This is a genomic window from Roseateles sp. AC306, from assembly GCF_979253795.1.
In genome coordinates this window covers 39,952-65,675 of sequence record NZ_CEEDEB010000020.1, presented here as the reverse complement: position 1 = coordinate 65,675, position 25,724 = coordinate 39,952, and the positions used below count along the sequence as shown (strand labels likewise).

At 69.9% G+C, this 25,724-nt stretch carries 22 protein-coding genes; 6 read left to right on the top strand and 16 right to left on the bottom strand.

Going from position 1 to position 25,724, the window contains the following annotated elements; translation table 11 throughout:
- Nucleotides 1-34: 34 nt before the first annotated feature.
- Nucleotides 35-655: a hypothetical protein gene (locus AC0IZJ_RS25910; protein ID WP_471854724.1), complete on the bottom strand. Its 621-nt coding sequence runs from the start codon at nt 653-655 to the stop codon at nt 35-37.
- A 162-nt stretch (nt 656-817) separates the two neighbouring features.
- Here AC0IZJ_RS25910 and AC0IZJ_RS25905 point away from each other — a divergent pair, with 162 nt between their 5' ends.
- The 4 genes from AC0IZJ_RS25905 to AC0IZJ_RS25890 are packed head-to-tail and all read left to right on the top strand — an operon-like array spanning nt 818 to nt 7,127.
- A complete protein-coding gene (locus tag AC0IZJ_RS25905) occupies nt 818-1,465 on the top strand; it encodes a TetR/AcrR family transcriptional regulator (protein ID WP_471854723.1) in 648 nt (215 codons plus the stop codon).
- Nucleotides 1,462-2,904, top strand: a complete 1,443-nt coding sequence (locus AC0IZJ_RS25900) for an efflux transporter outer membrane subunit (protein WP_471854722.1) — start codon at nt 1,462-1,464, stop codon at nt 2,902-2,904. Before AC0IZJ_RS25905 ends, AC0IZJ_RS25900 begins: the two co-directional genes overlap by 4 nt.
- 5 nt (nt 2,905-2,909) lie before the next feature.
- Nucleotides 2,910-4,001, top strand: a complete 1,092-nt coding sequence (locus AC0IZJ_RS25895) for an efflux RND transporter periplasmic adaptor subunit (protein ID WP_471854721.1) — start codon at nt 2,910-2,912, stop codon at nt 3,999-4,001.
- Nucleotides 4,002-4,010: 9 nt separating this feature from the next.
- Nucleotides 4,011-7,127, top strand: coding sequence for an efflux RND transporter permease subunit (locus AC0IZJ_RS25890; protein ID WP_471854720.1), 3,117 nt, complete (start codon nt 4,011-4,013; stop codon nt 7,125-7,127).
- A 3-nt stretch (nt 7,128-7,130) separates the two neighbouring features.
- On the opposite strand, the gene AC0IZJ_RS25885 is transcribed toward AC0IZJ_RS25890, so the two are convergent.
- The 9 genes from AC0IZJ_RS25885 to hutC form a co-directional block, all read right to left on the bottom strand.
- Complete coding sequence (locus AC0IZJ_RS25885) at nt 7,131-7,406, bottom strand: hypothetical protein (RefSeq protein ID WP_471854718.1); 276 nt, start codon at nt 7,404-7,406, stop codon at nt 7,131-7,133.
- A gap of 60 nt (nt 7,407-7,466) precedes the next feature.
- Nucleotides 7,467-7,958 (bottom strand): M23 family metallopeptidase, encoded by a 492-nt coding sequence (locus AC0IZJ_RS25880; protein ID WP_471854716.1) that lies wholly within the window; start codon nt 7,956-7,958, stop codon nt 7,467-7,469.
- Nucleotides 7,959-8,214: 256 nt separating this feature from the next.
- Nucleotides 8,215-9,243 carry a L,D-transpeptidase family protein gene (locus AC0IZJ_RS25875; protein WP_471854715.1) on the bottom strand — a complete coding sequence of 343 codons (1,029 nt, stop codon included), beginning with the start codon at nt 9,241-9,243 and terminating at the stop codon, nt 8,215-8,217.
- Between the two features lie 108 nt (nt 9,244-9,351).
- Nucleotides 9,352-10,905 (bottom strand): methyl-accepting chemotaxis protein, encoded by a 1,554-nt coding sequence (locus tag AC0IZJ_RS25870; RefSeq protein ID WP_471854713.1) that lies wholly within the window; start codon nt 10,903-10,905, stop codon nt 9,352-9,354.
- A gap of 63 nt (nt 10,906-10,968) precedes the next feature.
- Entirely contained in the window at nt 10,969-12,351 is a 1,383-nt protein-coding gene (gene hutF, locus AC0IZJ_RS25865; RefSeq protein ID WP_471854711.1) for a formimidoylglutamate deiminase, read from the bottom strand.
- Nucleotides 12,339-13,139, bottom strand: a complete 801-nt coding sequence (gene hutG / locus AC0IZJ_RS25860; protein WP_471854709.1) for an N-formylglutamate deformylase — start codon at nt 13,137-13,139, stop codon at nt 12,339-12,341. Before hutG ends, hutF begins: the two co-directional genes overlap by 13 nt.
- Nucleotides 13,136-14,344, bottom strand: a complete 1,209-nt coding sequence (gene hutI, locus AC0IZJ_RS25855; RefSeq protein WP_471854707.1) for an imidazolonepropionase — start codon at nt 14,342-14,344, stop codon at nt 13,136-13,138. The genes hutG and hutI overlap by 4 nt, the downstream gene beginning before the upstream one ends.
- Nucleotides 14,329-14,877 (bottom strand): HutD/Ves family protein, encoded by a 549-nt coding sequence (locus AC0IZJ_RS25850; RefSeq protein ID WP_471854705.1) that lies wholly within the window; start codon nt 14,875-14,877, stop codon nt 14,329-14,331. Before AC0IZJ_RS25850 ends, hutI begins: the two co-directional genes overlap by 16 nt.
- Nucleotides 14,878-14,937: 60 nt before the next feature.
- Nucleotides 14,938-15,657, bottom strand: coding sequence for a histidine utilization repressor (gene hutC, locus AC0IZJ_RS25845; RefSeq protein WP_471854704.1), 720 nt, complete (start codon nt 15,655-15,657; stop codon nt 14,938-14,940).
- A 66-nt stretch (nt 15,658-15,723) separates the two neighbouring features.
- Between hutC and hutU the strand changes: the two genes are divergently transcribed.
- Complete coding sequence (gene hutU / locus AC0IZJ_RS25840) at nt 15,724-17,385, top strand: urocanate hydratase (protein WP_471854703.1); 1,662 nt, start codon at nt 15,724-15,726, stop codon at nt 17,383-17,385.
- The gene (gene hutH / locus AC0IZJ_RS25835; protein WP_471854701.1) at nt 17,382-18,881 is read left to right on the top strand and encodes a histidine ammonia-lyase; all 1,500 of its coding nucleotides are present in this window, start codon (nt 17,382-17,384) and stop codon (nt 18,879-18,881) included. The genes hutU and hutH overlap by 4 nt, the downstream gene beginning before the upstream one ends.
- On the opposite strand, the gene clsB is transcribed toward hutH, so the two are convergent.
- The 6 genes from clsB to AC0IZJ_RS25805 all read right to left on the bottom strand — a co-directional run bounded on the left by clsB (nt 18,878) and on the right by AC0IZJ_RS25805 (nt 25,666).
- Complete coding sequence (gene clsB, locus AC0IZJ_RS25830) at nt 18,878-20,137, bottom strand: cardiolipin synthase ClsB (RefSeq protein ID WP_471854699.1); 1,260 nt, start codon at nt 20,135-20,137, stop codon at nt 18,878-18,880. The genes hutH and clsB overlap by 4 nt on opposite strands.
- Nucleotides 20,138-20,311: 174 nt before the next feature.
- Entirely contained in the window at nt 20,312-21,103 is a 792-nt protein-coding gene (locus tag AC0IZJ_RS25825; protein WP_471854697.1) for an endonuclease/exonuclease/phosphatase family protein, read from the bottom strand.
- Between the two features lie 5 nt (nt 21,104-21,108).
- Nucleotides 21,109-21,582 carry a dihydroneopterin triphosphate diphosphatase gene (gene nudB / locus AC0IZJ_RS25820; protein WP_471854695.1) on the bottom strand — a complete coding sequence of 158 codons (474 nt, stop codon included), beginning with the start codon at nt 21,580-21,582 and terminating at the stop codon, nt 21,109-21,111.
- A 30-nt stretch (nt 21,583-21,612) separates the two neighbouring features.
- Nucleotides 21,613-22,413: a CsgG/HfaB family protein gene (locus AC0IZJ_RS25815; RefSeq protein ID WP_471854693.1), complete on the bottom strand. Its 801-nt coding sequence runs from the start codon at nt 22,411-22,413 to the stop codon at nt 21,613-21,615.
- Between the two features lie 70 nt (nt 22,414-22,483).
- A complete protein-coding gene (locus AC0IZJ_RS25810) occupies nt 22,484-22,894 on the bottom strand; it encodes a PaaI family thioesterase (protein WP_471854691.1) in 411 nt (136 codons plus the stop codon).
- Nucleotides 22,895-22,978: 84 nt separating this feature from the next.
- Nucleotides 22,979-25,666: a zinc-dependent metalloprotease gene (locus AC0IZJ_RS25805; RefSeq protein ID WP_471854689.1), complete on the bottom strand. Its 2,688-nt coding sequence runs from the start codon at nt 25,664-25,666 to the stop codon at nt 22,979-22,981.
- Between the last annotated feature and the right edge of the window lie 58 nt (nt 25,667-25,724).

The following is a 25,724-nucleotide window of genomic DNA, read 5'->3' as shown; positions in this document are numbered from 1 at the left end:
AAGGGTGGAAACGCGGCGAGAGGCCGCGCGAAGGTCAGTTGCGGTCCGCGCGCGGTGCCAGAGCGCGGTCGCTGCCCGTGCTCAAGGAAGCATCGTTGCTCGTGCTGGACGCACCGGCAGCGCTGCCGTAGTCCGTGCTGCTGTTTGTGCCGCTGTTCATGCTGCCGCTTGTGCCGCTGTTCATGCTGCTGGTCGTGCCGCTGTTCGAGTTGCTGGGCGTGCCGCTGTTCATGCCGCTGCTCGTGCCGCTGCTCGCGCTGCTGCCGCCGATGTTGCTCGTGCTGCTGCTGTTGCTGCTGCTCGTGCTCGTGCTCGGGTAGCTGCTGTTCGGAATGGCGGCGGTGCTGTTCGCGGCGGGCTGATCGGCCGGCACGGCCGCTGCGGTATCGCTGGGCATCGTCGTGGTGGCGACCGTCGAATCGGTCGACTGGACCGGCGCTGTCGAGGCGGTGGAGCTGCTGGCCATCGGCATGGTCGACGTGTCGGCCTGGGCTGCGGGCGCCTGCGAGTTGTTGGTCGACTCGCGCGACAAGCCGGCGCTGTCGGTCTGGTCGGTCGTTTCGGTCCGCGTTCCGGCGCAACCGGCAATGCCGACGATCAGGCTGGCAGTCGCGATCGCAACGCCGGTGGTCAGGGGGTTGAATCTCTTGCTCATGGTGACTCTCCAAGGTGGGTTTGGACGGCAAGTGCGGCGGATGCCGCTCCAAATACCCGGCAACCGCCGTTCCTGCGTTGCGCCGGCGATGAGCCGGCGATGCCATAAAACGATACAAAACGAAACCAAGCAAGCGCTTGGTTGGCTGTTACATTCCACGCCATGCCCGCTCAACCCACCGCGCAATCACCCGCAAGTACCGACGCCCTGCCCGCCCGCGACCGCCTGTTGGCTGAGGCGATGCGGCTGTTCGGCGAGCGCGGTTTCGATGCCGTGACGACGCGCGAGATCTGCGCTGCCGCCGGCGTGAACCCCGGCGCCATTCATTACCACTTCGGCGACAAGGACGGCCTGTACCGCGAGGTGCTGCGGCTCCCCGTGGACGAACTGCATCGGCAGCTGGCAGGGTTCGACGAGCCGGCCTTGAGCCTGCACGAGTCCATCTGCCGCTTCCTGCAACCCTTCCTGTTTGACGACAGCGCCTGCAGCGCGCAGCTGTTCTTCCGCGAGATGCAGGCGCCCAGCCCCATCTTCATGGAAGCCGTGGCGCGCGATGTCGGCCCGATCTTCGACCGCTTCGCACGCCTGCTGGCCCGCCACGCCGGGCTTGCCGAGCCCACGGCCGCCATCCACCAGCTGGCCATGGGCCTGCAGGCCATGGCCCACGACTACTCCATGACCCGGCCGATGCTGGACGCCTTCCACCCCGAACTGCTGGCCGACGACCCGCTGCTGGAACAGACCTGCGGCCGCCTGGCGGACTGGGGCTGCGCGCTGGTCGACTACGAACGCAAACGCCACGCTCCATGAACCGACGCCTACTCCTCATCGCGCCCCTGCTGGCCGCGCTCGCTGCCTGCACCACGGCCCCGCCGGCCGCACCGCCCGCCTCCACGGCCATCCCTGAGGCCTGGCGCTCGCCCCTGCCCCACGGCGGCAGCACGGCGGCGCTCGGCAGCTGGTGGCAGGCTTTCAGCGACCCGCAACTGGCCCGGCTCATCGACCGCGCCCAGGCGCAGAGCCCGACCCTGGCCCAGGCCGCCGCCCGCCGCCGCCAGGCCGAAGCCGGCGCCGCCCAGGCCCGCTCCGCGCTGCTGCCGCAGCTGTCGGCCAGCGCGCAGGCCCAGCGCGGCCGCAACGCCGGCGCGGTGCCCGGCACCAGCACGCAGGCCAGCGCCCAGTTCAATGCGAGCTGGGAGATCGACCTGTTCGGCAGCCAGCGCGCCGCCGCCGCCGCTGAAAGCCTGCATGCCAGCGCGGCCACGGCCGACTGGCATGCCGCCCGCGTCAGCCTGGCCGCCGACGTGGCCCAGGCCTATGTGCAGCTGCGGCTGGCGCAGGCGCGTGAAGAGTCCGCCGAGCTGGACACGCGGTTTGCCGAGCAGATCGCCGGCTGGGCACGCCAGCAGCAGCAGGCCGGCCTGTTCAGCGCCACCGATGCCGCCATCCTGAACACCGAGCGCGCCGCCGCGTCGGCCAGCCGCAGCCTGTGGCGTGCCGAGGCACAGATCGCGCTGCAGACGCTGGCGCTGCTCTGCGGCGAGCGTGGCGACACGCTGGCCGCAGAGCTGGCACCGCCGGCCGTCGTCACTGACGGCTTCGACCTGCGCCGCAGCCAGCCCAGCACGCCCGCCTTCGACGTGACTGCTCTGCCCGCCCAGCTGCTCGCCCAGCGCCCCGACCTCGCCGCCGCCCATCAGCGCTGGCTGGCCGCCGTGCAGCAGCAGCGCAGCGTGGAGGCGCAGCGCTGGCCTCAGCTCAGCCTGACCGCGCTGGCCGGCGAGACGCGGCTGCGCGTGGGCGGGGCGACGAGCAATGCCTCCATGTGGGCCTTCGGCCCGACGCTGAGCCTGCCGCTGTTCGACGGCGGCCTGCGGGCCGCACGCAGCGAGGGCGCTCAAGCCGCCGCTGATGAAGCCGCCAGCGCGCTGCAGGCCCGGTGGCAGACGGCAGTGGCCGAGGTGGAAGAGTCGCTGCAACGCGTGACGGCCGGCGCCGAACGCGAGCGCGAGGTGGACGCCGTACGTCGCGAATGGCTGGGCATTGCGCTGCGCTCCGGCGCTCAGTCCCAAGCCGGCTTGCAGAGCGGCGCCCAGCGCAACACCACCTACCGCAACGCACTGGCCGCCTACGACGCCGTGCTGAGCGTGCGCGCCGAACACGCCCTGGCCTGGATACGCCTCTACCGCAGCCTCGGCGGCGGCTGGACGGCTGACACCTCGACGAACACCACTGCATCCAACCGTTGAACGCCATGAAGACCCGCCTTCCCTTCATCACCGCCGCCCTGACCCTCGCGCTGGCCGCGGCCTTCGTCGTCGCCATATCAAGCGGCCCTGCATTCGCGCAGCAGGCCGCCAGCGCCGCGCCCAAGCCGGCGTTGACCGTCAAGCGCGCCGTGGCCAGCCAGGCCAACTGGCCGCAGACGCTGTCGGGCACCGGCTCCATCGCCGCCTGGCAGGAGGTCGTCATCGGCGCCGAGCTCGGCGGCCAGCGCTTGGCGGTGCTCAACGTCGACGTGGGCGACCGCGTGAAGAAGGGGCAGCTGCTGGCCCGCCTGTCGCCCGGCACGCTGGAAGCCGACCTGGCCGCCGGCCGCGCCGCGCTGCTGGAGGCCGAGGCCTCGGCCCGCGAGGCCCACCTGACTGCCGAGCGCGTGAAGACGCTGCAGGGCAGCGAGGCGCTGTCGCCCCAGGCCATCGACCAGGCGCTCGCTGCCGACGCCGCCGGCCAGGCCCGCGTCGCCGCCGCCAAGGCGCGCGTTCAGGCCGACCAGCTGCGCTTGTCGTACACGCAGATCACCGCGCCGGACGACGGCGTCATCAGTGCCCGCATTGCCACGCCGGGCGCGCTGGTGCAGCCGGGGCAGGAGTTGTTCCGCCTGCAGCGCCAGGGCCGCCTGGAGTGGCGCGCCGAGGTGCCGGGCGCCGAGCTCGCGCAGCTGAAGACGGGCCAGAAGGTGCGCGTGCAGCCCAGCGGCGCGCCGCCGGTGGAAGGCCGCATCCGCCGCGTTGCGCCCCAGGTGGACGCGCAGACGCGCAACGGCCTGGTCTACGTGGACCTGAAAGCGGTGGAGCCGCTGCGCGCCGGCCTGTTCGCACGCGGTGACTTCGTGCTGGGCGACAGCGCCGCGCTGTCACTGCCGCAGAGCGCCGTGCTGCTGCGCGACGGCTTCAGCTACGTCTTCCGCATCGACGGGAGCAAGGTGCGCCAGACCAAGGTACAGATCGGCCGCCGCGAAGCCGACCGCGTCGAGGTGCGCTCGGGGCTGGCAGCCGGCGCTGCTGTCGTCGAGTCTGGCGTCGGCTTCCTGGCCGATGGCGACACCGTTCGCGTTGCGCAGTAAGGACACGCGATGAAGAACGAGCAGTCCACTGCCGGATCCGGGTTCAACGTCTCCCGCTGGTCCATCGCCAACCCGGTGCCGGCCATCATGCTGTTCATCATGCTGACGGCGGCCGGGCTCTACGGCTTCAAGCAGATGAAGGTGCAGCAGTTCCCTGACATCGAGCTGCCCACCATCGTCGTCAGCGCCTCGCTGCCGGGCGCCGCGCCCGCGCAGATGGAAACCGAGGTCGCCCGCAAGATCGAGAACTCGGTGGCCGCCGTCCAGGGCGTCAAGCACATCTACACCAAGGTGCAGGACGGCATGGCCACGGTCACCGTCGAGTACCGGCTGGAGAAGCCGCTGCAGGAGGCCCAGGACGACACGCGCGACGCGGTCTCGCGCATCCGCGCCGACCTGCCCGCCGACCTGCGCGACCCGGTCATCACCAAGATGAACCTGTCGGGCATGCCCATCCTGACCTACACCGTCTCCAGCAGCAGCATGGATGACGAGGCGCTGTCCTGGTTCGTCGACAACCAGGTCGCCAAGCGCCTGCTGTCGGTGCGCGGCGTGGGCTCGGTGGCACGTGTCGGCGGTGTCAACCGTGAACTGCGCGTGGAGCTGGACCCGTCGCGCATGCTCGCCCTGGGCGTGACCGCCGCCGAGGTGTCGCGCCAGCTGAAGCAGGTGCAGCAGGAAGCCCCCGGCGGCCGTGCGCAGCTGGGCGGCGCCGAGCAGTCGTTGCGCACCATCGCCACCGTTCAGAGCGCCAGCGAGCTGGCTGCGATGGACATCCCGCTGGGCAACGGTCGGCATGTGCGCCTGGACCAGGTCGCCGCTGTCAGCGACACACTGGGCGAGCGCCGCAGCGGCGCCTTTCTGAATGGCAAGGCCGTCGTCGGCTTCGAGATCGTCCGGGCCAAGGGCGCCGGCGAGGTGGATGTGGCCGAACGCATCCGCGCGGCGCTGGAGGAGCTGAAGGCCGCCCACCCCGACATCACCGTCACCGAGGCCTTCAACTTCGTCGACCCCGTCATCGAGAACTACGACGGCAGCATGAAGCTGCTGCTGGAAGGCGCGGCGCTGGCCGTGCTGGTGGTCTTCCTGTTCCTGCGCGACTGGCGTGCGACCTTCGTCAGCGCCGTGGCGCTGCCGCTGTCGGCCATCCCAACCTTCCTCGTCATGTACTGGATGGGCTTCACGCTCAACGTCGTCACGCTGCTGTCGCTGTCCCTCGTCATCGGCGTGCTGGTGGACGACGCCATCGTCGAGATCGAGAACATCATGCGGCACCTGACGATGGGCAAGACGCCGCTCGAGGCCGCTCGTGAAGCGGCCGACGAGATCGGCCTGGCCGTCATCGCCACCACCTTCACGCTGATCGCCGTCTTCCTGCCCACCGCCTTCATGAGCGGCGTCGTGGGCAAGTTCTTCGTGCAGTTCGGCTGGACGGCAGCCATCGCCGTGTTCTTCTCACTCGTCGTCGCCCGCATGCTGACGCCGATGATGGCGGCCTACATCCTCAAGCCCCCGAAGCGCGCGCACAAGGAGCCGTTCTGGATGGCGCGCTACCTCCGCGCCGCGCGCTGGGCCTTCACGCACAAGGGCAAGACGCTGGCCATCGCCACGGCCTTTGGCCTGGCCGCCTGCGCACCGCTGTTCATGGGCAAAATCCCCGGCGCCTTCATCCCGCCGGACGACCTGAGCCAGACGCAGATCAGCATCGAGCTGCCGCCCGGCAGCACCTACGCGCAGACGGCGGCCATCGCCGAGCAGGCCCGCGCCGTGGCCGCCAAGCATGCGCATGTGAAGCTGGTCTACACGGCCGTCGGCGGCGGCAGCGCCGGTGGCGATCCGTTCGCGATGAGCGGCGCGGCCGAGTCGCGCAAGGCCACGCTGACGCTCAACCTGACCGCCCGCCAGGACCGCCGCGGCACCGCCAAGCAGCAGATCGAGCGCGAACTGCGCGATCAAGTCGAAGGCATTGCCGGCGCGCGCATCAAGGTGAGCTTTGGCGGCTCCAACGAGAAGTACCAGCTCGTGCTGGCCGGCGAAGACGGCGAACAGCTGGCCGCCCACGCCGCCAAGGTCGAGCAGGAGCTGCGCGGCCTGAAGGGCATCGGCCAGGTGACGAGCAGCTCCAGCCTGCAGCGCCCCGAACTCATCGTGCGCCCCGACGCAGCGCGCGCGGCTGATCTGGGCGTGTCGACCGCAGCGATTGCCGACACGCTGCGCATCGCCACCGCGGGTGACTACGACCAGCTGCTGCCCAAGCTCAACCTGAGCCAGCGCCAGGTGCCCATCGTCGTGCGCCTGCCGGACGCGGCGCGCGCCGACCTGGCCCTGCTGAGCGAACTGACGGTGCCCGGCACCCGCGGCCCCGTGCCGCTGCGCCAGGTGGCCGACCTGCAGCTCACCAGCGGCCCCGCGCAGATTGACCGTTATGACCGGCTGCGCAACGTCAACTTCGAGCTGGAACTGAATGGCATGCCGCTCAGCGAGGTGCAGGCCGCCGCCAATGCGCTGCCCAGCATCGTCAACCTGCCGCCGGGCGTCAGCAAGGCCGAGATCGGCGACGCCGAAGCCTTTGCCGAGCTGGGCCAGGGCTTTGCGCTGGCCATGGGCACGGGCGTGGCGTGCATCTACATCGTGCTGGTGCTGCTCTTCCACGCCTGGGTGCAGCCCATCACCATCCTGGGTGCGCTGGTGCTGTCCATCCCGGGCGCCATCCTGGCGCTGTTCGTGACCGGCACGGACCTCTCCATGCCGGCCATGATCGGCATGATCATGCTGATGGGCATCGCGACGAAGAACTCCATCCTGCTGGTGGAGTACGCCATCGTCGCGCAGCGCGAGCAGGGCCTGACGCGGCTGGAGGCGCTGCTGGACGCCTGCCACAAGCGCGCCCGGCCCATCGTCATGACGACGCTGGCCATGGGCGCCGGCATGATGCCCATCGCGCTGGGCTTCGGCACCGACCCGAGCTTTCGCGCCCCGATGGCCATCGTCGTCATCGGCGGGCTGATCACCAGCACCTTCCTGAGCCTGCTGGTGATCCCGGTGCTCTACGAGGTGGTGGATGACGTCATCCAGCGCTTCTCGCGCAAGCGGGCGAAGGCGCAGGGGGAGCCGGCTTCGGCCTGAGCCTCAATGCATCCGGGGCGGGCGATGAGGGTCTGCCACGGGCCGCGGCTTCAGGGCTTCCCGGACGCGCTCGACCATGGCGGCGGAATCCTTGTCGTCGACGGCGACGATGAGCCGAAGCCAGGAGGCTTTGGACCGGTCGCCGTCGCGCCGCGTCCAGCACCACACCTGCGCGCCGAGTTCTCCGGACCGATCGGCAAGGCACACCTCATCGAAATCCGCGCCTTCGTAGGTGAGCAGCTGCTCTTCGTCGACGTAGGTGTTGAAGTAGTCGGGCATGCGGCGAGTCTAGGCCTTCGGTCGGCCCCCGGGGGGCGCGACTACGCGGGCAGCGCTGCCTTAGCCGCCCGGGGAGCAAGGCCGCGAGTCGCGCAGCACGGTGTAGGGATTCACCGGTGCGCCGCGCCACCAGTGCGGCTGCGGTTCGAGCTTGAAGATCGCCAGGTGCAGGTGCGGCGCGCCGGCCGGTGAATTGCCGGTCAGGCCCACGTAGCCGATCAACTGGCAACGGCGCAGCGGCTGGCCTTCCACCAGGCCCGGCGCGTAGGCGTCGAGGTGAGCGTAGTAGTAGGCGTAGCGCGACGCGGGGTCGAACTGATAAACCGTGAGGCCGCCGCGCTGGCTGGTGAACAGCTTGGCGACGATGCCGTCTTCCACCGCCAGCACCGGCGTGCGCATCGGGGCCGGGATGTCCAGCGCCTCATGCGCGCCTTTCGTGCGACCGTCGCCGAAGCTGTCCGTCAGCGTGGCTGCCGGCACGTCGGGCAGCGGCATGGACAGATGGCGGGCCTGCAGATCGGCGATGTCGGCAGGCGTGACGGCGACGTCCACCGGGCCCGACGCGGGCGTGGCTGCCGTTCCGGGCCTGGACGAAGGCGGCGTCGCGGGCGCCTGGGCCTGCACCGCCGGCGCGCTCGCCTGAGGTTGAGGTTGAGGTTGAGGTTGAGGTTGAGGTTGAGGTGACGGCGCCGCCGGCGTGCGGTGGTCGCTGCAAGCGCAGGCGCAGGCCAGCAACAAGGCCAACGGCACGTGGGACGTGCGGTGAAGGGACGGTGGGAGAGCCATCGGGCGCTGCCTGCGGTCTGCACTAGGGCCGAATGTCGACCTCGAAGCCCGGTTTCACCAGCCTGGCCAGACGCTGCGCGTCCCAGTTCGTCATGTGGATGCAGCCGTTGGTTTCCTCCCGCCCCAACTGCGCGGGGTCCGGCGTGCCGTGGATGCCCCAGTGCGGCTTGCTCAGCCCCAGCCAGGTGCTGCCGACGGGGTTGTTGGGGCCGGGCGCGATCTCGGCCTTCTGCGCGTCCCCGGGTGCGTTCTTCAGCAGCTTGGGGTTGTAGGTGAAGGTCGGGTTCGGCACCTCGCTGACGATCTTCAGCACGCCGAGTGGCAACGGGTCTCGCGGACCGCCGATGCTGATCGGGAACGCGCCCAGCACCTTGCGATCCGCCCCGAGCACCCACAAGGTCTTGGCCCTCTTCTCGATCTCGATACTGCGCGCGGCGCCGTCGACCGGCGGGCGCGGAGTGACGTCGGGCACGATCAAGGGGTCGCCTGCCTTGAAATCCTTGGACCGGCCACGATTGAGGGACGCGAGCATCGACTCGCTGAGATGAAAACGCTCCGCCAGCGCCTCGCCGAGGGTTTCATAGTCCAGCGACTTCAGCGTGGCACGCTCGGCCATGTCGGTGGGTGTGCGGGTGTAGGGGCCGGCCACGTCCTTGCCGGTGACGGTGTAGGTCGTGAAGGCGCCGCCCTTGTCGCCCTGCTCCAGCGCCTTCGCGGTGGCCGCGTCGAGCCGGCCCGTGGTTTTCAGGCCGTTGGATCGCTGGAACGCGGTCAGCGCGCGTTGCAGGTTGCGGCCCTGGCGGCCATCGATCTCGCCCGGCGAGAACCAGGCCCGATCCAGCAGCACCTGGGCGCGGGCGACTGCGTGCGCGCCCACCGCGCGACCGTGCCCGGGCAGCAGCGACGCAGCGTTCAGCTCTTCCAGCGTCGGCGAAGCCGCCAACGCGCTGACGCGGGCGCCGTGCGTGGCGGCAACGCCTGGCAGAACGACGCCGGCGCAGCACAGCAGCGCGGCGGCGATCTTCAGCGGTCGAAGCGACGAGGTTGGCATGGAGGGCTCACGAAGCGGCTACAACGCACCGTAGCCGAGGTCACGGCGCCGCAGATGTAGGCCGAGGCCTGGAACGACGCCAGCGGCAACGCCAGCCTGAGCAAGCGATCAGCCCAGCCTGAACACCGCCACCGACTGGGACAACTCATCGGCCTGCTGTTGCAGGCTGGACGCCGCGGCGGCGGACTCCTCCACCAGCGCGGCGTTCTGCTGCGTCATCTGGTCGAGGCTGGCGATGGCCTGGCCGATCTGGCCGATGCCGGTGCTCTGCTCGCCGGTGGCAAGGCTGATCTCGGAGACGATGCTGCTGACGCGGGCGATGGACTCGATGATGTCCTTCATCGTGTCGCCGGCCTGGGCCACCAGTGTTGCGCCACTGTGCACGTTCTCGCCGCTCTGCGTGATCAGCGACTTGATCTCCTTGGCGGCCTCAGCCGAGCGCTGGGCCAGCGTGCGCACCTCGCCGGCCACCACCGCAAAACCGCGCCCCTGTTCGCCGGCCCGCGCCGCCTCCACCGCCGCATTCAGCGCCAGGATGTTGGTCTGGAAGGCGATGCCGTCGATGACCGAGATGATGTCGGCGATCTTGGCTGAAGAGGCACTGATGCGGCCCATGGTCTGCACCACCTCGTCCACCACCGCGCCGCCGCGCCGCGCCACGTCGGCGGCGTCGCTGGCGAGCCGGTTGGCCTGGCGGGCCGACTCGGCGTTGTGGGTGACGCTGGCCGTCAGCTCCTCCATCGCCGAGGCCGTCTCCTGCAGATTGGAGGCCGCCTGCTCGGTGCGGTTGCTCAGGTCCTGACTGCCGACCGCCACCTCGCGTGAGGCGTTGGCAATGTTGTCCGTGCCCTCGCGCACGCCGGTGACCACCTTGACGAGCGACTCCTGCATGCCCTGCACGCCGCGCATGACGGCGGCCGTCTCGTCGCGGCCGTCGACACGCACGGGCTGGCTCAGGTCATGGCCAGCGATGCGCTCGGCCGTCTTCACGGCCAGGGCCAGCGGCGCCAGGATGGAGCGGATGTTGACCGCGGTGTAGCCAACCAGCAGCAGCACGGCAGCCAGCACCACCAGCGTCAGGTTGCGGCGGATGTCTTGCTCATGCTCGTCCAGCAGCGCCACCTGGCGGGTGGAATGCTGGTCGATCCTGTCGGTCATGTCGCTCAGCAGCTTGTCCATGGCCCGCACCGGGCCTTTGACCGGCTCCATGGCCAGGTTGGCCGCCGCCGTATCAGCGAACTCGCCCTTGGCCACTCGCTCCAGGATGCCGCTGAAACCGCCACGGTAGTCCTGCAGCGCCTTCAGCAGCTCGGCGGGCATGCGCTTCACGTCGGCCGGCACGTCGAGCCGGGCGATCTTGTCGAGGCTGGCGGAAACCTTGTCCAGCGTCTCGGTCCAGTCCTTGCGGTAGCGCTCCACGGCCTTGGCGTCCGCCAGGTTGATGAGCAGGTCTTTTTCGTAGCGCCGCAGGTTGCCGACGCCGGCGCGGACGCCGGCCAGCTGGGTCAGCGATTCGACGTCGTTGTCCACGTAGTGAACGAACGCGGCTTTGGACTGCGACAGGCTGTACAGCCCCTGCAAGCCCACCACCAGCATGCCCGCCACGGCAAGGGCGGCGAGCGCGAGCAGCCGCGCCTTGATCGTGAAATCGCTGAGCTTCATCGCCATCTCCCTCGTTGGAGGCTGTGGCGGGAGACTAGTCCTTCGCGGTGCCGGCGCCAAGCCTCACGCTTGCGGGCCGCCGTCAGGGCGCCACAACTCATGCATGGCCGCCTCGAAGGCGTCGCCCACGCGCTGCGGCGCACGCCAGGGCCGGGCGCGGCCGGCCACCCACACCGACTGCCACGGCGAGCCGTTGCTGCCGAAGACCACCGCGTCCAGCAGCGCCTCGTCGGGCAGGCCGCGCAGCGCGTCGGCCTCGCGGTTGAGCACCAGGGCGTCGGCACGGGCGCCGGGCGTCAGGCCCCAGGCGGTGAACCCGGCCGCGCGGGCGCCGCCGGCCACCGCCGCGTCGAACAGGCGGGCCGCGCTGGACGGCTGGCTGCCCGGCGCGGACGCGATGTTGCGCTGGCGCAGATGCAGGCGCTGGCCGTACTCCAGCCAGCGCAGCTCCTCCACCCAGCCACGAGTGACCTGGCTGTCCGAGCCCACGGTCAGCGGCACGTTGTTCTGCAACCAGCGCGGCAGGTCGGCCAGGCCGTCGCCGAGATTGGCCTCGGTGCCGGGGCAGATGACGATGCCGGCGCCGCTCAGGGCCACGGCCTCGATCTCGGCCGGCTCGGCGTGCGTGGCATGCACCAGTTGCCAGCGGGGGTCGAGATGACCCGCGTCGGCCAGCCATTGCAGCGGACGCATGCCGGTGGCCTGGAGGCAGTCGGCCACCTCGGCCGTCTGCTCGGCGACGTGGATGTGGATCGGCAGGTCGGCGCCGCCGACAAGGTCGCGCAGGCGGGTGATGTCGGCAGGCGACGCGCCGCGCAGCGAATGCAGAGCCACACCGGCACTGACGCGCGCCAGGCCGGCGGCGTTGATGCGCTGGCAGGCCCGCCAGGCCCAGTCGGCATCGGCCGCAAAACGGTGCTGCTCGGGGCGCAGGCCGCTGGCGTTGAAGCCGCTGCGTGTGTAGACGACCGGCAGCAGCGTCAGGCCGATGCCGGTGTCCTCGGCGGCTGCGGCCAGGGCCCAGGCCATGTCCAGCTCGTCGTCATAGGCCTGACCCTCGGCGGCATGGTGCAGGTAGTGGAACTCACAGACCTGGGTGTAGCCGCCGCGCAGCAGCTCGGCATAGAGCTGGCCAGCCACCGCGCGCAGCTGCTGCGGCGAGATGCGCAGGGCCAGTGCGTACATGCGGTCGCGCCAGCTCCAGAAGTCGTCCTGCCCCGCCTCGCGGCGCTCCGCCAGGCCGACGAAGGCGCGCTGGAAAGCGTGGCTGTGGGCGTTGACGAGGCTGGGTATGACCGGGCCGGCCAGCAGCTCGGCGTCGGGCGGCGCGACGGTGTTGACGGTGATCTCGGCCCAGTGCCCGCTGTCCACCGTCAGCAGCACATCGCGTTGCCAGGCGCCGTGGATCCAGGCCAGGGGCGCGTGCAGTCTTTTCAAGGCTGGCATGCCAGCATCTCCCTCAACATTTTTTCAATCAGCGGCGCCACCTCGTTGGCGGCGGCTTCGTCGTAGGCCTGGCGCGGGTCCTGCGCCTCGTCCATGTAGCAGCGCTGGCACATCTCCAGCTGCACGGCATGCACGCCCTGGGCCGGCTGGCCGTAGTGGCGCGTGATGTAGCCGCCCTTGAAGCGGCCGTTGACGACGTGGCTGAACCCCTGCTGACCAGCCAGCAGCGCGCCGAGCCGCTCGGTGATGGCCCAGGCGCAGGAGGCGCCATCCGCCGTGCCGAGGTTGAGCGCCGGCAGCGTGCCCTCGAACAGCCAGGGCAGCTCGGAACGGATGCTGTGGCCGTCGAACAGCAGCGCGTGGCCGTGCTCGGCGCGCAGCCGCGCCAGCTCTGCCGCCAGCGCGTCGTGATAGGGCTGCCAGTAGGCCTCGCGGCGCGCGGCGATGGCGGCAGCGTCGGGCCAGGCGCCGGGCAGATAGAGCGGGTCGTCGGTGAAGAAGCGGGTGGGCACCAGGCCGGTGCCACCCGTGGCCTCGGGGTAGAGCGGCTGGTCGTCCGGCGGGCGGTTCAGGTCGACGACGTAGCGGCTGTAGCGCGGCACGATGAGGCTGGCGCCCAAACGCTCGGCGAGCGGCCGGTACAGGCGCTCCAGATGCCAGTCGCTGTCCTCGCTGGCGAGCGCACGCGGCACCAGGCGCGTGGCCAGCTCGGCGGGGATCTCGGTGCCGACATGCGGCAGGCTGATCAGCAGCGGCGTGTGGCCCTGCTGCAGTTGAAAAACGCTCATGACCCTCCCTGGGTTCCCCGGATTCCGTGATGCACCCGTTCTATCAGCGGGTTATGTCCGAAGCATGCTGCCAGCTCGCGCGGGTGGGCGCCATCCCAGACACAGAAGTCGGCGCGCTGGCCAGCCACAAGTTGGCCCCGGTCGCGCAGGCCCAGCGCGCGGGCGCCGTTGACGGTCAGGCCGCGCAAGGCTTCCTCGGGCGTCAGCCGGAACAGCACGCAGGCCATGTTCAGCGTCAGCAGCGGTGAGAGCGTGGGCGAGCTGCCGGGGTTGTGGTCGGTGGCGATGGCGATGGGCACGCCGGCTTCGCGCAGCGCCGCAATGGGGGGCAGCTGCGTTTCACGCAGCGCGTAGAAGGCGCCGGGCAGCAGCACGGCCACGGTGCCGGCGGCGGCCAGCGCCTGCACGCCTTGCGGGCTGAGGAATTCGAGGTGGTCGCAGCTCAGCGCCTGGTGGCTCGCCGCGAGCTGGGCGCCGCCCTGGTCACTCAATTGCTCGGCATGGAGCTTGACGGGCAGGTCCAGTCGCCGGGCCGCGTCGAACACGCGAGCGACCTGGGCCGGGCTGAAGGCGATGTGCTCGCAGAAGGCGTCCACCGCGTCGACGAGGCCGGCGGCGTGCAGCTCGGGCAGCCAGCGGCAGACGGCGGCGATGTAGTCGTCGGCATCGCTGAACTCCGGCGGCAGCGCGTGGGCGGCGAGGTAGGTGGTGCGCACATCCAGGCCCAGGCCGGCGAGCTGGCGGGCGACGCGCAGCATGCGAGCCTCGGTGGCGGCGTCCAGGCCGTAGCCGGATTTGACCTCCAGCGTCGTGACGCCCTCGCGCATCAGCGCCCGGGCGCGTTTCGTGGCGTCGGCCAGCAGCTGGCCTTCGGTGGCGGCGCGTGTGGCGGCCACCGTCGAGCGGATGCCGCCGCCGGCCCTGGCGATGTCGGCATAGCTCGCACCATGCAGGCGCTGCTCGAACTCGTTGGCGCGATTGCCGCCGTAGACCAGGTGGGTGTGGCAGTCCACCAGGCCCGGCGTGACGAGGGCGCCATGCAGCTCGACGACCTCATCGGCCGCGGGCGCCTCGGCACTGGGCCCGACCCAGCGCAGCAGGCCGCCGTCGACGAGCAGGGCGCCATCGTCGATCAGGCCCCAACCGCTGTCGCCCGCCAGCGTCGCCAAGCGCCCGCCAGTCCACAACCTCACTCGGCGCTCCATGTCAGCCACCAGGCATGGCTGCTGGTGGCATCCGGCCCGGTGAAGACGCAGCTCTGCGCGACCGGCGCCTCGCACCAGGCCAAGGTCAGCGGCGCCATGGGCATGGCGCGGTGGCCATGCTCCAGCAGGCCGCCCTCGACGGTGAAGAGGCCCACCCAAGGCGTGCGTGGCAGCAGCACATGGCTGGCCGGCTCGACCTCCAGGTTGCCGCGCCGCTCCATCACGTTGAAGACGTCGGTCGGGCCCTTGATCAGCTCCGCGTCGGGCGCCAAGCCGCCGTCGAAACGCAGCGGCTCGTCGCCCATGCTCTGCGGCCAGTCGAACAGGCGCAGGCCCTCGCCGCCCACGACGGCCAGCCAGCGATGCACGCCTGGAAAGGCCGAGAACGGACCGTCGCGGTCCACCCGGCCCACGCTGATTCGCAGCGCCCAGTCATGCGCATGCGGCCAGGCGAGCAGCTCACGCGTCGTGCCGCCCTTGTTCATCCAGGCCTGCGGCTCGACGTCGGCCGCGCTGACCTTGCTCCAACTCATGTTCTTGTCCTTGTACTCAGGCCACTGCCGCGCATTTTCCGCAGCTCAGCGTGGCCCGGCTTACGCCGAGAAGCTCCCTTGCAATTGGTAACGTGCGCCCGGATGGGTCAATTTCACGGAAGTGACCGCCACGCCACGGCTGTAGGTGATGCGCTTGACGACCAGGCAGGGGTCACGGCGGCTGATACCGAGCAGCTTGGCCTCGACCTCGCCGGTCAGCGCCGCCTCGATCATGTAGCGCGCTTCCGACAGCGGCGCCACCTCCAGCAGGTAGTGCGTCGGCGTGATGCGGGTGAAGTCCTGCGACAGATAGTCAGGCGCGCATGCCGGGTTGACGGCGCGCTCCTCGCACTGGATGGCGTGGCCGTTCTCCAGGTGCACGATGAGGCTGAGGAACACCGGCGCGCCGCGCTTCAACCCCAGCTCGGCGGCCTGCTGCGGCGTGGCCTTGCCCTTGGTGAGCGCATGCACGCGGGCCTCGTGCTGGCCGCCGCGCTCCAGGATCTCTTCATGCACGTCGCGCACGTTCAGCGTCGACGAGATGCGGTGCAGCTGCGCGACAAAGCTGCCCACCCCCTGCACGCGCTCGATCAGCCCCTCCTGCACCAGCTCTCGCAGCGCACGGTTGACGGTCATGCGGCTGACCTCGAACAGCGCCACCAGTGCGCCTTCGCTGGGCAGCAGGTCGCCAGCCACCCAGTGGCTGCTGGCGATGCCTTCGCGCAGATGGTTCTTGACCTTGAGGTATTGCGGCTCGGGGCTGGCGGGGCTTCTGGGCATGCCAGCATCCTAGTTGACTCGACTTGTATAGACAACTAGAGTTCGGCCGCCTTGAAGGAGTTCCAGATGACCGCCCTGCCCCGTCCCGTCAGCGCCCCCACGGGCACTCAGATCAGCTGCAAGAGCTGGCTGACCGAGGCCGCCTACCGCATGCTGCAGAACAATCTCGACCCGGCCGTCGCCGAGAACCCGGACGCGCTGGTCGTCTACGGCGGCATCGGCAAGGCGGCGCGCAACTGGGAGGCGTTCGACGCCATCCTGAGCAGCCTGCGCGAATTGAACGACGACGAGACGCTGCTGATCCAGTCCGGCAAGCCGGTCGGCGTGTTCCGCACGCATGCCGATGCACCGCGGGTGCTGCTGGCCAACTCCAATCTGGTGCCCGCCTGGGCGACGTGGGAGCACTTCCACGAGCTGGACCGCAAGGGCCTGATGATGTACGGCCAGATGACCGCTGGCAGCTGGATCTACATCGGCAGCCAGGGCATCGTCCAGGGCACCTACGAGACCTTTGTCGAGGCTGCGCGCCAACACTACGGCGGCGTGGCCAGGGGCCGATGGGTGCTGACCGCCGGGCTAGGTGGCATGGGCGGTGCGCAGCCGCTGGCGGCGACCTTCGCGGGCTTCTGCTCGCTGAACATCGAGTGCCAGCAGAGCCGCATCGACTTCCGCCTGAAGACGCGCTACGTGGACGAGCAGGCGACGGACCTCGACGACGCGCTGGTCCGCATCCAGGCCCACACCGCAGCCGGCCGCGCGGTGTCGGTTGCGCTGCTGGGGAATGCGGCGGAGGTGTTGCCGGAGCTGGTCAGCCGCGGTGTGAAACCCGACCTCGTCACCGACCAGACCAGCGCCCACGACCTCATCAACGGCTACTGTCCGCCGGGCTGGTCCGTCGAGCAATGGAAGGCCGCCTCGGCTGACGCGGCTCAACACGCCGAGCTGAAGGCCGCCGCCGCTGCCGGCTGTGCGACGCACGTGCAAGCGATGCTGGCCTTCAAGGCCCAGGGCATCCCGACGGTGGACTACGGCAACAACATCCGCCAGGTCGCGCTGGACCAGGGGGTGACCAACGCCTTCGACTTCCCCGGTTTCGTACCCGCCTATGTGCGGCCATTGTTCTGCGAGGGCAAGGGGCCGTTCCGCTGGGTGGCGCTGTCGGGCGACCCGGAGGACATCCGCAAGACCGATGCGAAGCTGAAGCAACTCTTCCCCCAGCATGAAGCGCTGCACCGTTGGCTGGACATGGCCGCCGAGCGCATCGCCTTCCAGGGCCTGCCGGCGCGCATCTGCTGGCTGGGACTGGGCGAGCGCCACCTTGCCAGCCTGGCATTCAACGACATGGTGAAGAGCGGCGAGCTGAAGGCGCCCATCGTCATCGGCCGCGACCACCTGGACAGCGGCTCCGTCGCCAGCCCCAATCGCGAAACCGAGGGCATGAAAGACGGCTCCGATGCGGTTTCCGACTGGCCGCTGCTGAACGCGCTGCTCAACACCGCCGGCGGCGCCACCTGGGTGAGCCTGCACCATGGCGGCGGCGTGGGCATGGGCTACTCGCAGCACTCGGGCGTCGTCATCGTTGCCGACGGCACGGACGCGGCGGCCAGGCGCCTCTCGCGTGTGCTGTGGAATGACCCGGCCACCGGCGTCATGCGCCATGCCGACGCCGGCTACGAGTCGGCCGTCGCCTGCGCCAGCAAGAACAACCTGAATCTGCCCTCACTATGAAACTCGTCCCCGGACAACTCACGCTGGCCCAGCTGGCCGACATCGCAGCCGGCCGCACCGAGCTGCAGCTCGACGACTGGGCGCCGGTGGACAAGAGCGCCGCCCTCGTCGCCGCTGCTGCCGCGGGCGACGCGCCGGTCTACGGCGTCAACACCGGCTTCGGCAAGCTGGCCAGCACACGCATCGCCAAGGACCAGCTCGCGCAGCTGCAGCTCAACCTGATCCGCAGCCACGCGGTGGGCGTCGGCGCGCCAATGTCGCCCGAGGTGGTGCGGCTGATGCTGGCCACCAAGGCCGGCAGCCTGGCGCGCGGCTTCAGCGGCGTGCGCCGCGTCGTCATCACCGCGTTGCTGAATGCCTTCAACGCCGGCTTCATTCCCTATGTGCCCTGCCAGGGCTCGGTGGGTGCCAGCGGCGATCTGGCGCCGCTGGCCCACCTGACGCTGGCGCTGATGGGCGAAGGCGAGGCGCTGGTGAAAGGCCAGCGCGTGCCGGCGCGCGAGGAGCTGGCGCGGCTGAAGCTGCCGCCGCTGACGCTCGCCGCCAAGGAAGGCCTGGCCCTGATCAACGGCACGCAGGCCAGCACGGCGCTCGCGCTGCATGCGCTGCTGCGCTTCGAGGGCCTGTTCGCCACGGCGCTGGCCAGCGGCGCGATGACGCTGGACGCCGCGCGCGGCAGCGACGGTCCCTTCGACGCCCGCATCCACGACGTGCGCGGCCAACCCGGCCAGATCGAAGTGGCCGGTGTCTACCGCGAACTGCTCGCCGGCAGCGCCATCCGCGCGTCGCACCGGGAGGGTGATGAGCGCGTGCAGGACCCGTATTGCCTGCGTTGCCAGCCCCAGGTCATGGGCGCCTGCCTGGACCAGGCGCGGCACACGGCACGGGTGCTCGTCTGCGAAGCGAACGCGGTGACCGACAACCCGCTGGTCTTCGACGACACGATGATCAGCGGCGGCAACTTCCACGCCGAGCCGGTCGCGTTTGCGGCCGACAACCTGGCCCTGGCCATCGCCGAAGTCGGCGCCATTGCCGAGCGCCGCATCGCCATGCTCATCGACCCCGGCATCTCGCGCCTGCCGCCCTTCCTGACGGCCGACGCCGGCCTGCACAGCGGGTTCATGATTGCGCATGTGACAGCCGCCGCGCTGGCCAGCGAGAACAAGAGCCTGGCCCACCCGGCCAGCGTCGACAGCCTGCCGACCAGCGCCAACCAGGAAGACCATGTCTCCATGGCCACCTTCGCTGCGCGCCGCCTGCACGCGATGCTGGACAACACGGCCCACATCATCGCCATCGAGATGTTGGCCGCCGCCCAGGGCATCGACTTTCTGCGGCCGCTGACCAGCTCCGCACCGGTGGAGGCCCTGCACGCCCGGCTGCGCGCAGACTGCGCCAGCAGCCCGGCCGACCACTACCTCGCGCCGGACATCGAGCGGGCGGCGGCACTGGTGCAGGCGGGCGTGCTGATGTCTCCGCACGCACCCGCGTTCTAGTACCTGCCGGCCGCTCCAGCCACACGCAGGAAGACATAGGCGAACCACACCACCACCGCGCGGTGCAGCCACGCACGCAACCCTTTGCCTGCGGCTGCGCCGACACGGTCGGACACGGCCAGCGCGGCCTCGATCTCGGCCGCGAGTTGGGTCGCAAAGCCCCGGTCCAGCACGACGACGTTGGCCTCCAGGTTGACGAGCAAGGACAACGGGTCGATGTTGGAGCTGCCGACCGTGGCCCATTCATCGTCAACGACTGCGACCTTGGCATGCAGGAAGGCCGGCATGTATTCGTAGATCTCGATGCCGTGGCGCAGCAGGTCGGCATACAGCGCCTCGGCGGCCCAGCCGGCGATGCGGTAATCCAGCTTGCCTTGCAGCAGCAAGCGCACGCGCACGCCGCGGTCGGCGGCGCCGCGCAGCGCGTGGCGTATGCGCTGGCCGGGATAGAAATACGGGCAGACGATGTCGACGCTGTGGCGCGCGTTGCGGATGGCGTCGGCATAGGCATGCTCGATGGTGCGGCGGCGCCGCAGGTTGTCGCGCAACACGAACGCGGCGCAGACAGGCGGCAGGCGCGACGACGGCTCGGGCAGGCGCTGCGGGCCGCGCCAGAGCTGGGTCAGCCACAGGCTGAAGCGGCGGCGCAGGGGCACGTAGTCCAGCAGCGCATCGTCAAAGTCCCGACCGAGCCAGGCGCGTGACCAGATCGACCGGACGCTGTGGGCCACCAGGTCCACCAGGCCTCCGCCGATCTGCACGGCGAAGTCCAGGCGCGGCAGCTCGCTGATGCCGTGGCGCATGTCCAGGCGGTCGTCGATGACATTGATGCCGCCGACGAAGGCCAGGTCGTTGTCGACGACGCAGAGCTTCTGATGCAGGCGGCGCAGCTGGCCGCGCTTGAACCAGTCCCACCAGCGGTCCATGGGGCGGAACACGGCCAGCGCGACACCGCTGCCGGCAAATCGCTCGCGCAGCACCGCCAGGCTGGCCGCGCTGCCAAAACCATCCACCACCACACGAACGCGCACGCCGCGCCGGTCGGCCGCCAGCAGCGTGTCGACGAGGGCGAGCGAGGTGTCGTCGTGATGAAAGATGTAGGTCGCCACCCACACCTCATGGCGCGCACGGTGGATAGCCGCCTGCATGGCCGGGAAGAGCTGATCGCCGCCGCGCAGCAGTTCGATCATGTTGCCGCCGACGAACCCGGTGTCGGTGGCCGAATGCCGCCTGCGCCTCGACCCTAAGCGTCGCATATCAATTTCTCGTGGTGCTTCGCACCGCAAGCGCGCTGGCGCCGGGCCGCCCCAAGCCGGCCCGCAGGCGATGTGCTTGCGGCTCAATGCCGCAAGCATCGCCGTCCCCTCGGGGGACCGACCGGGCTTGTCGGCGTTCAGCGCGGCAAGACCGGGCGAGGGGTCTCACACCCTTCATTCCAGTGCCAGTTCGACGATGAGTGGCAGGTGGTCGGACATGCGGGCCCAGCTCGGCCCGCGCGGCACCTGCACGCCGGTGCAGCGCAGGCCGCGCGTGTAGACGCGGTCCAGCGCAAACACCGGCAGGCGCGACGGGAAGGTGGCCGCGCGCGGCCGGCCGTGTGGCGGCGACGCGCGGCGCAGCCCGTGCAGGCGCATCGCCGCATCCAGGCGCTCGCCCCAGTCGTTGAAGTCGCCGGCCACCAGCACGGGGGCGCCCTCCGGCACATGCTCGCTCACGAAGGCCGCCAGGCGGTCGACCTGGCGCATGCGGCTGGCATGGATCAGCCCGAAATGGGCGACGACGACGTGTACGAACGTGCCCTGCCAGTGCACCGGCACATGCAGCAGGCCGCGCTGCTCGAAGGAATGGTCGGACACATCGTGGTGGCCGATGTCGCCCATGGGCCAGCGCGACAGCAGGGCGTTGCCGTGCTCGCCGCCCTTGGTGATGGCATTGGTGCGGTAGGCCACCTCGTAGCCCTCGGGTGCCAGGAACTCCGCCTGCCCCTTCTCGGGCCAGCCGAACCAAGTGCGGTCGAACTGCGCCGCCTCGCGGTGGTGGAAAAGGCGCACCTCCTGCAGGCAGACGAGGTCGGCGTCCAGCGCCTCAACGCCCATCTGCAGGTTGTGGATCTCCAGCCGCTTGGCGGGGCCGAGGCCGCGCACGCCCTTGTGGATGTTGTAGGTGGCCACGCGCAACACGTCGCCGGGAGGATGGGGGGTGGGGCGTGCGGTGGATCTCATGACCATCAAGGCATCGTGGCGGCGGTGACGCGAGGCAACTGCAGCACCGCCTCGGCGTTGGAGGGCGAGAAGCAGCGGTCTGCCGCCTCTCGCCAAGGCAACCATGCCCACGATAGGTGCTCGCGAGGCGCCAGCGTCGGTGTCAACGCCGACGGCAGCTGTAGGCCAAAGACGTGTTCCGTGTTGCGAGTGACGCCGGGCGCGTAGCGATGACGCCAGTGGGGGTAGATGTCGTAGACGTTTGCCAGCTGCCAGTCGCGCAGCTCCGCGCCGATGGCGGCGATGTCGAAGCCGGTTTCCTCCAGCACCTCACGCCGCGCGGTCTCGGCGGCCGGCTCGTCCGGGCTGTCCTTGGAGCCGGTCACGCTCTGCCAGAAGCCGGGGTGGTCGGCCCGTTCGATCAGCAGCACCTGAAGATCGGGCGTGTGGATGACGACGAGGACCGATTCGGGGATCTTGAAGGGTTTGGCCGAGGGCATGCTGCCAGCATAGCCCTGGCTCTGGCGCTGTCAGCCGCCTTGCGCCTTGCGCCGGGCGACCTCCGGGGGCAGCTCCCTCGCTTGCAATTCGCGCACCTGGGCCACGAGCTGGTTGTGCGCATCCATGAAGGCGGCGGCAATGACCTTGCCCTCGTTGGTATTGCTCCAGCCGGCGCCGGCCGCGCCGCCGAGCTTGCCGACGATGGCGCCGCCCATGCCGAGGTCGGTCACCTCAACGGACCCGGTGGACGCCGCGACCTGCTCGGTGGTCTCGTTGTCGGTCAGCAGCAGCGCGGCCTGGGCCTGCTTGAGCTTGACCTGCTCGGCCGCGCCGACGAGCTTGTTCAGGTAAGGAATGGCCTGCAGGATGCCGCCGATCTGGCGGCCTGCGTCCTGCTCGCTGAAGGTGAGGCTGGGCGTCAGGCTGAACTGGGCCTCGTAGCCCTTGCCCTTGCTGACCGTGTTGCCCTGCTGGCGCAGGATGCCGGCGTCCTTCAGCTCCTGCTCGCGCACCGTGGCCTTGAGGCCGGCCGCGCGGTCGACGACGCGAAAGCAGCCGCTCTGCTGGGCCAGCAGGCGCACCAACGGAACGGGGCTGGCAGGCAGCTGGTAGCTGCTGGAATAGCTGTAGCCGTTGGGGTTCTCGACCAGCGCCAGCGTGGCGACCGGCGCCGAGCATTTGACGAGTTCGCGGCTGGCGTTGTGGGCGCCGGCCGGGCCGGCCGAGCCACTGATGACCGACCCGCCCTCACCCAGGGTGGTGGACGACTTGCCGCAGGCGGTGAGCAGCAGGGCGGCGGCGGGAAGGGCGAGCAGGCGCAGTTTTTTCATGGCCGCGAGTCTGCCTCCCCGCCCGCGCCCCACCGGCCCTAGAACAAGGGACAACGCCACGGCCGCCCCCTCACTTGGGGTAGAGCACCATCTGCGTGCAACGGAACAGCGCCATCGTCTTTCCGGTGTCCTTGTGCGTGACGACGGCGTCCCAGACCTGGGTCGTGCGGCCCAGGTGCACGGCCTTGGCCACGCAGGCCACCGTGCCGTCACGCGCCGTGCCGAGGTGGTTGGACTTCAGCTCGACGGTCGTGAAGCCGACGGCGCCTTCCGGCAGGCTCGCCACGCAGCCATAGCCGGCGCAAGTGTCGGCCAGCGTGACGATGCTGCCGGCATGCAGGAAGCCGTTGGGCGCCATCAGTTTGGGGCGGACGGCCAGCTCGGCGTGAACTTCGCTGCCCTCGACGTGGGTGATGTTGATGCCGAGATAGCCCGGCAGGTAGTTCGCGCCGAACTCGTTGAACTTCGTCCTGTCGGGCATGGGGCCTCCTGGTGAGGCGGCCATCGTAGTGACAACGAAAAAGGCCGGCATCACTGCCGGCCTTGTCGCTTGAAGCGCGTGGGATCAGCTGCGCGTCAGCGTCGCCTTGAGCATGCTGTCGAGCATGTCCTGCGTCTCGACCAGATGAGCGCGCGTCTCGACGGACAGACCCGGCTTGGCCGACGCCACGCGCAGGTCCCTGGCGAGCTGGCTGGCGTGGTAGCGGGCCAGCGAGAACGCATCGGCGTAGACCGTGGCGCCGTTGGTGGCGCGGTTCAGCTGGGCCTGCAGGCGGCGCAGGTATTCGCGCTGCAAGCTGCGGCGCATGCGGTCGATCTCGCTGCCCGTCTTGAGCTCGCTGAAGATGGCCGTCTGCAGCGTGCCGTAGACCTCGCTGAGCGACACGGCGCTCTTGCGCTGCGCCTCGGGCAGGAAGCTGCTTTGCTCGATGAGGCGGCGCGCCGTCGCGGGCGACATCAGGCGGTCCAGCACGCGGCCCTGCAGGCTGGCGACGGCGTCCGGGATGGACAGCGGCTGGCCGCGGTCCGCCCATTCGTTGTAGTCCAGCGTCTGCGCGGCGATGAACTCGGGGCTGAACTTGAACGCGTTGCTGGACAGCAGGCCGGTGGCGATGAAGCGCAAGGCCTCGCGCTGCTGCGCGTTGTCCACCGGCTTGAAGGCTTGGCCCGGCGTGACGCCCGGCACGATGCGCTCGGCCTGGACGCCGCCCACGTACTTGCTGACGTTGTGGGCCGTCATGCCGAGCTGGCGGAAGGCGTCAGCCACCGAGCGGCGGGCGCGGAACGGGTCCTCCCCGGCCTCGGGCTTGCGGGCCTGCACGCGCTCCCACAGCTCCTGGCTGAGCTTGAGGCGCTTGCGGGCATAGGCCAGCGGGTCGTCGCCGAGGTCGCGCTGGTTGCTGCGCGGGTCGAAGCCGTCGTAGACGCCGCCGATGCCCTGGTCGAAGTCGTCGCCGTAGGCCAGCTGCGGCTCGGTCGAGCGGGCGGCGATGCGGGCCAGCTCGCCGGCTTCCTGCTCGGCCGGGAACTGTTTGTAGGCGTACTCCACGGCCCAGTAGTCGTAGGCGCCCAGCGTGGTGTTGGTCAAGCTGGCCCTGGCCTCGCCCTTGAGCGGCAGGTTGTAGGCGTTGTAGTCCATCACCGAGTTGGAGATGCCGTTGGCCTCGGTGAAGGCCTTGTCCTGGAGCTGGGCCTGGGTGATGGTGGTGGACGAGCGGAAGTTGTGCTTGAGGCCGAGCGTGTGGCCCACCTCATGCATGATGACGTCCTTCATGACGGCCTGTGCCAGCGCCTCCGCTTCGGGGCCGTTCATGTCCATGCCATCGCGAAGCGCCAGCAGGTCCAGCGCGAAGCCGAACTCGTTGGCCTGGTCGGCCATGTAGGTGCACAGCTGCTCGGTCAGCACATGCTGGCTGCGCTCGCCGGTCCAGCCGGCATGGTCGTGGCCATGCGCGTGGGCGCCCGGGCGCACGTCGTCGGTGGCCAGGCGGCGGGTGCCGCGGCCGAAGACGTCGCTCATGCCGATGTCGGCATCCAGGATCTCGCCGGTGCGCGGGTCCTTGTGGCTGGGGCCGATGGCGAAGCCGACATCGGAGCCCGTGAACCAGCGGATGGACGCATGGGTCGAATCCATGTTGTCCCAGTCGGCGTCATCGGGCTGCTGCTTGGCGACCACGGCATCCTTGAAGCCGATCTTCTCGAAGGCCTTGTTCCATTCCAGGATGCCGGCCTTGACGGATTCGCGGTATTTGGCCGGGATGTTCTTGTCCATCCAGTAGACGATGGGCTGGACGGGCTCGGACAGCGCGGCGGCCGGGTCCTTCTTCTCCAGGCGCCAGCGGGTCACCATGTGCACGCGCGGATTGATCTTGAGGTCGTCGCCGAGGTTGCTGTAGCTCTCCATGAAATGACCCAGGCGAGGGTCGGCACTGCGCACGGCGGCGGGCTGTTCGGGCAGCGCACGCAGGCTGTAGACGAAGCTGAAGAACATCGAGCGCGGGTCCGGCGTCGCCTGGGGCGGCGTGGGCACGGGTACCGGCACCGGCACCAGCGGCGGTGCCGGGATGCGGGGCGTGGCAAAGTGAACGCGGGCGGTCAGCGTCGTGATCTGCGTGTCGGCGCGCGTGGCCTCGATGAAGGAGTTGGGGCGGTCGGGCGCATAGGGCAGGCGGTAGGCGGACTCCAGGCGCGTGGAGTAGCCGGGGATGTCCCCCAGGAAGAAGCCGCTGGCGTCCACCAGCACGGACTTACGGTCAGGGTGATCGGCACTGGCCACCGGGCCCGAAGTGATCAGGCTGGGCGAGAAGGCCTGGTCCAGCGACAGCTTGGTGCCGGCGTTGTCGGTGCGGAACTTGGTGTTCAGCGCGATCAGCTGGACGTGGTTGCCGATGCGGCGCCACTCGGCCAGCTCTTCGCCGATCATCTGGCTGGCATATAGGCCACGCTCGCCGATGGAGTTGGCGACGTTGACGCTGAACAGGAAGGGCTTGTTGAAGGCCTCCTTGGGAATCTCGATCCAGGTCTTCTCGTCCTTGCGCCAGATGGGATAGAGCCCCGGCTGCTCCTTGGCACCGCGGATGATCTCGGCGAAAGGCTTGGGGGCGGTGGGATCGGCGGGCGGGCGCGCGGCCGGCGTGGCCGGGGCGGAAGCGGCGCCAGCAGGCGCCGAGGCCGCGCCGGTGGGCGCGGTCTGGGCCTGGGCTGCGGTGGCCAGCGCGATCAGCGCGGCGGTTGCAAGGGCAGTACGGGGCATCCGAATCATGCGAAGCGTCCGAAAAATGAAGAAAAACGATCACTGTGGACGGCGGCGA

Bases quoted from the DNA above. Each gene is read 5' to 3' on its own strand.
- AC0IZJ_RS25910 (WP_471854724.1), bottom strand. From the start codon at position 655: ATGAGCAAGAGATTCAACCCCCTGACCACCGGCGTTGCGATCGCGACT.
- AC0IZJ_RS25905 (WP_471854723.1), top strand. From the start codon at position 818: ATGCCCGCTCAACCCACCGCGCAATCACCCGCAAGTACCGACGCCCTG.
- AC0IZJ_RS25900 (WP_471854722.1), top strand. From the start codon at position 1,462: ATGAACCGACGCCTACTCCTCATCGCGCCCCTGCTGGCCGCGCTCGCT.
- AC0IZJ_RS25895 (WP_471854721.1), top strand. From the start codon at position 2,910: ATGAAGACCCGCCTTCCCTTCATCACCGCCGCCCTGACCCTCGCGCTG.
- AC0IZJ_RS25890 (WP_471854720.1), top strand. From the start codon at position 4,011: ATGAAGAACGAGCAGTCCACTGCCGGATCCGGGTTCAACGTCTCCCGC.
- AC0IZJ_RS25885 (WP_471854718.1), bottom strand. From the start codon at position 7,406: ATGCCCGACTACTTCAACACCTACGTCGACGAAGAGCAGCTGCTCACC.
- AC0IZJ_RS25875 (WP_471854715.1), bottom strand. From the start codon at position 9,243: ATGCCAACCTCGTCGCTTCGACCGCTGAAGATCGCCGCCGCGCTGCTG.
- AC0IZJ_RS25870 (WP_471854713.1), bottom strand. From the start codon at position 10,905: ATGAAGCTCAGCGATTTCACGATCAAGGCGCGGCTGCTCGCGCTCGCC.
- hutF (WP_471854711.1), bottom strand. From the start codon at position 12,351: ATGCCAGCCTTGAAAAGACTGCACGCGCCCCTGGCCTGGATCCACGGC.
- hutG (WP_471854709.1), bottom strand. From the start codon at position 13,139: ATGAGCGTTTTTCAACTGCAGCAGGGCCACACGCCGCTGCTGATCAGC.
- hutI (WP_471854707.1), bottom strand. From the start codon at position 14,344: ATGGAGCGCCGAGTGAGGTTGTGGACTGGCGGGCGCTTGGCGACGCTG.
- AC0IZJ_RS25850 (WP_471854705.1), bottom strand. From the start codon at position 14,877: ATGAGTTGGAGCAAGGTCAGCGCGGCCGACGTCGAGCCGCAGGCCTGG.
- hutC (WP_471854704.1), bottom strand. From the start codon at position 15,657: ATGCCCAGAAGCCCCGCCAGCCCCGAGCCGCAATACCTCAAGGTCAAG.
- hutU (WP_471854703.1), top strand. From the start codon at position 15,724: ATGACCGCCCTGCCCCGTCCCGTCAGCGCCCCCACGGGCACTCAGATC.
- hutH (WP_471854701.1), top strand. From the start codon at position 17,382: ATGAAACTCGTCCCCGGACAACTCACGCTGGCCCAGCTGGCCGACATC.
- clsB (WP_471854699.1), bottom strand. From the start codon at position 20,137: ATGCGACGCTTAGGGTCGAGGCGCAGGCGGCATTCGGCCACCGACACC.
- AC0IZJ_RS25825 (WP_471854697.1), bottom strand. From the start codon at position 21,103: ATGAGATCCACCGCACGCCCCACCCCCCATCCTCCCGGCGACGTGTTG.
- nudB (WP_471854695.1), bottom strand. From the start codon at position 21,582: ATGCCCTCGGCCAAACCCTTCAAGATCCCCGAATCGGTCCTCGTCGTC.
- AC0IZJ_RS25815 (WP_471854693.1), bottom strand. From the start codon at position 22,413: ATGAAAAAACTGCGCCTGCTCGCCCTTCCCGCCGCCGCCCTGCTGCTC.
- AC0IZJ_RS25810 (WP_471854691.1), bottom strand. From the start codon at position 22,894: ATGCCCGACAGGACGAAGTTCAACGAGTTCGGCGCGAACTACCTGCCG.
- AC0IZJ_RS25805 (WP_471854689.1), bottom strand. From the start codon at position 25,666: ATGCCCCGTACTGCCCTTGCAACCGCCGCGCTGATCGCGCTGGCCACC.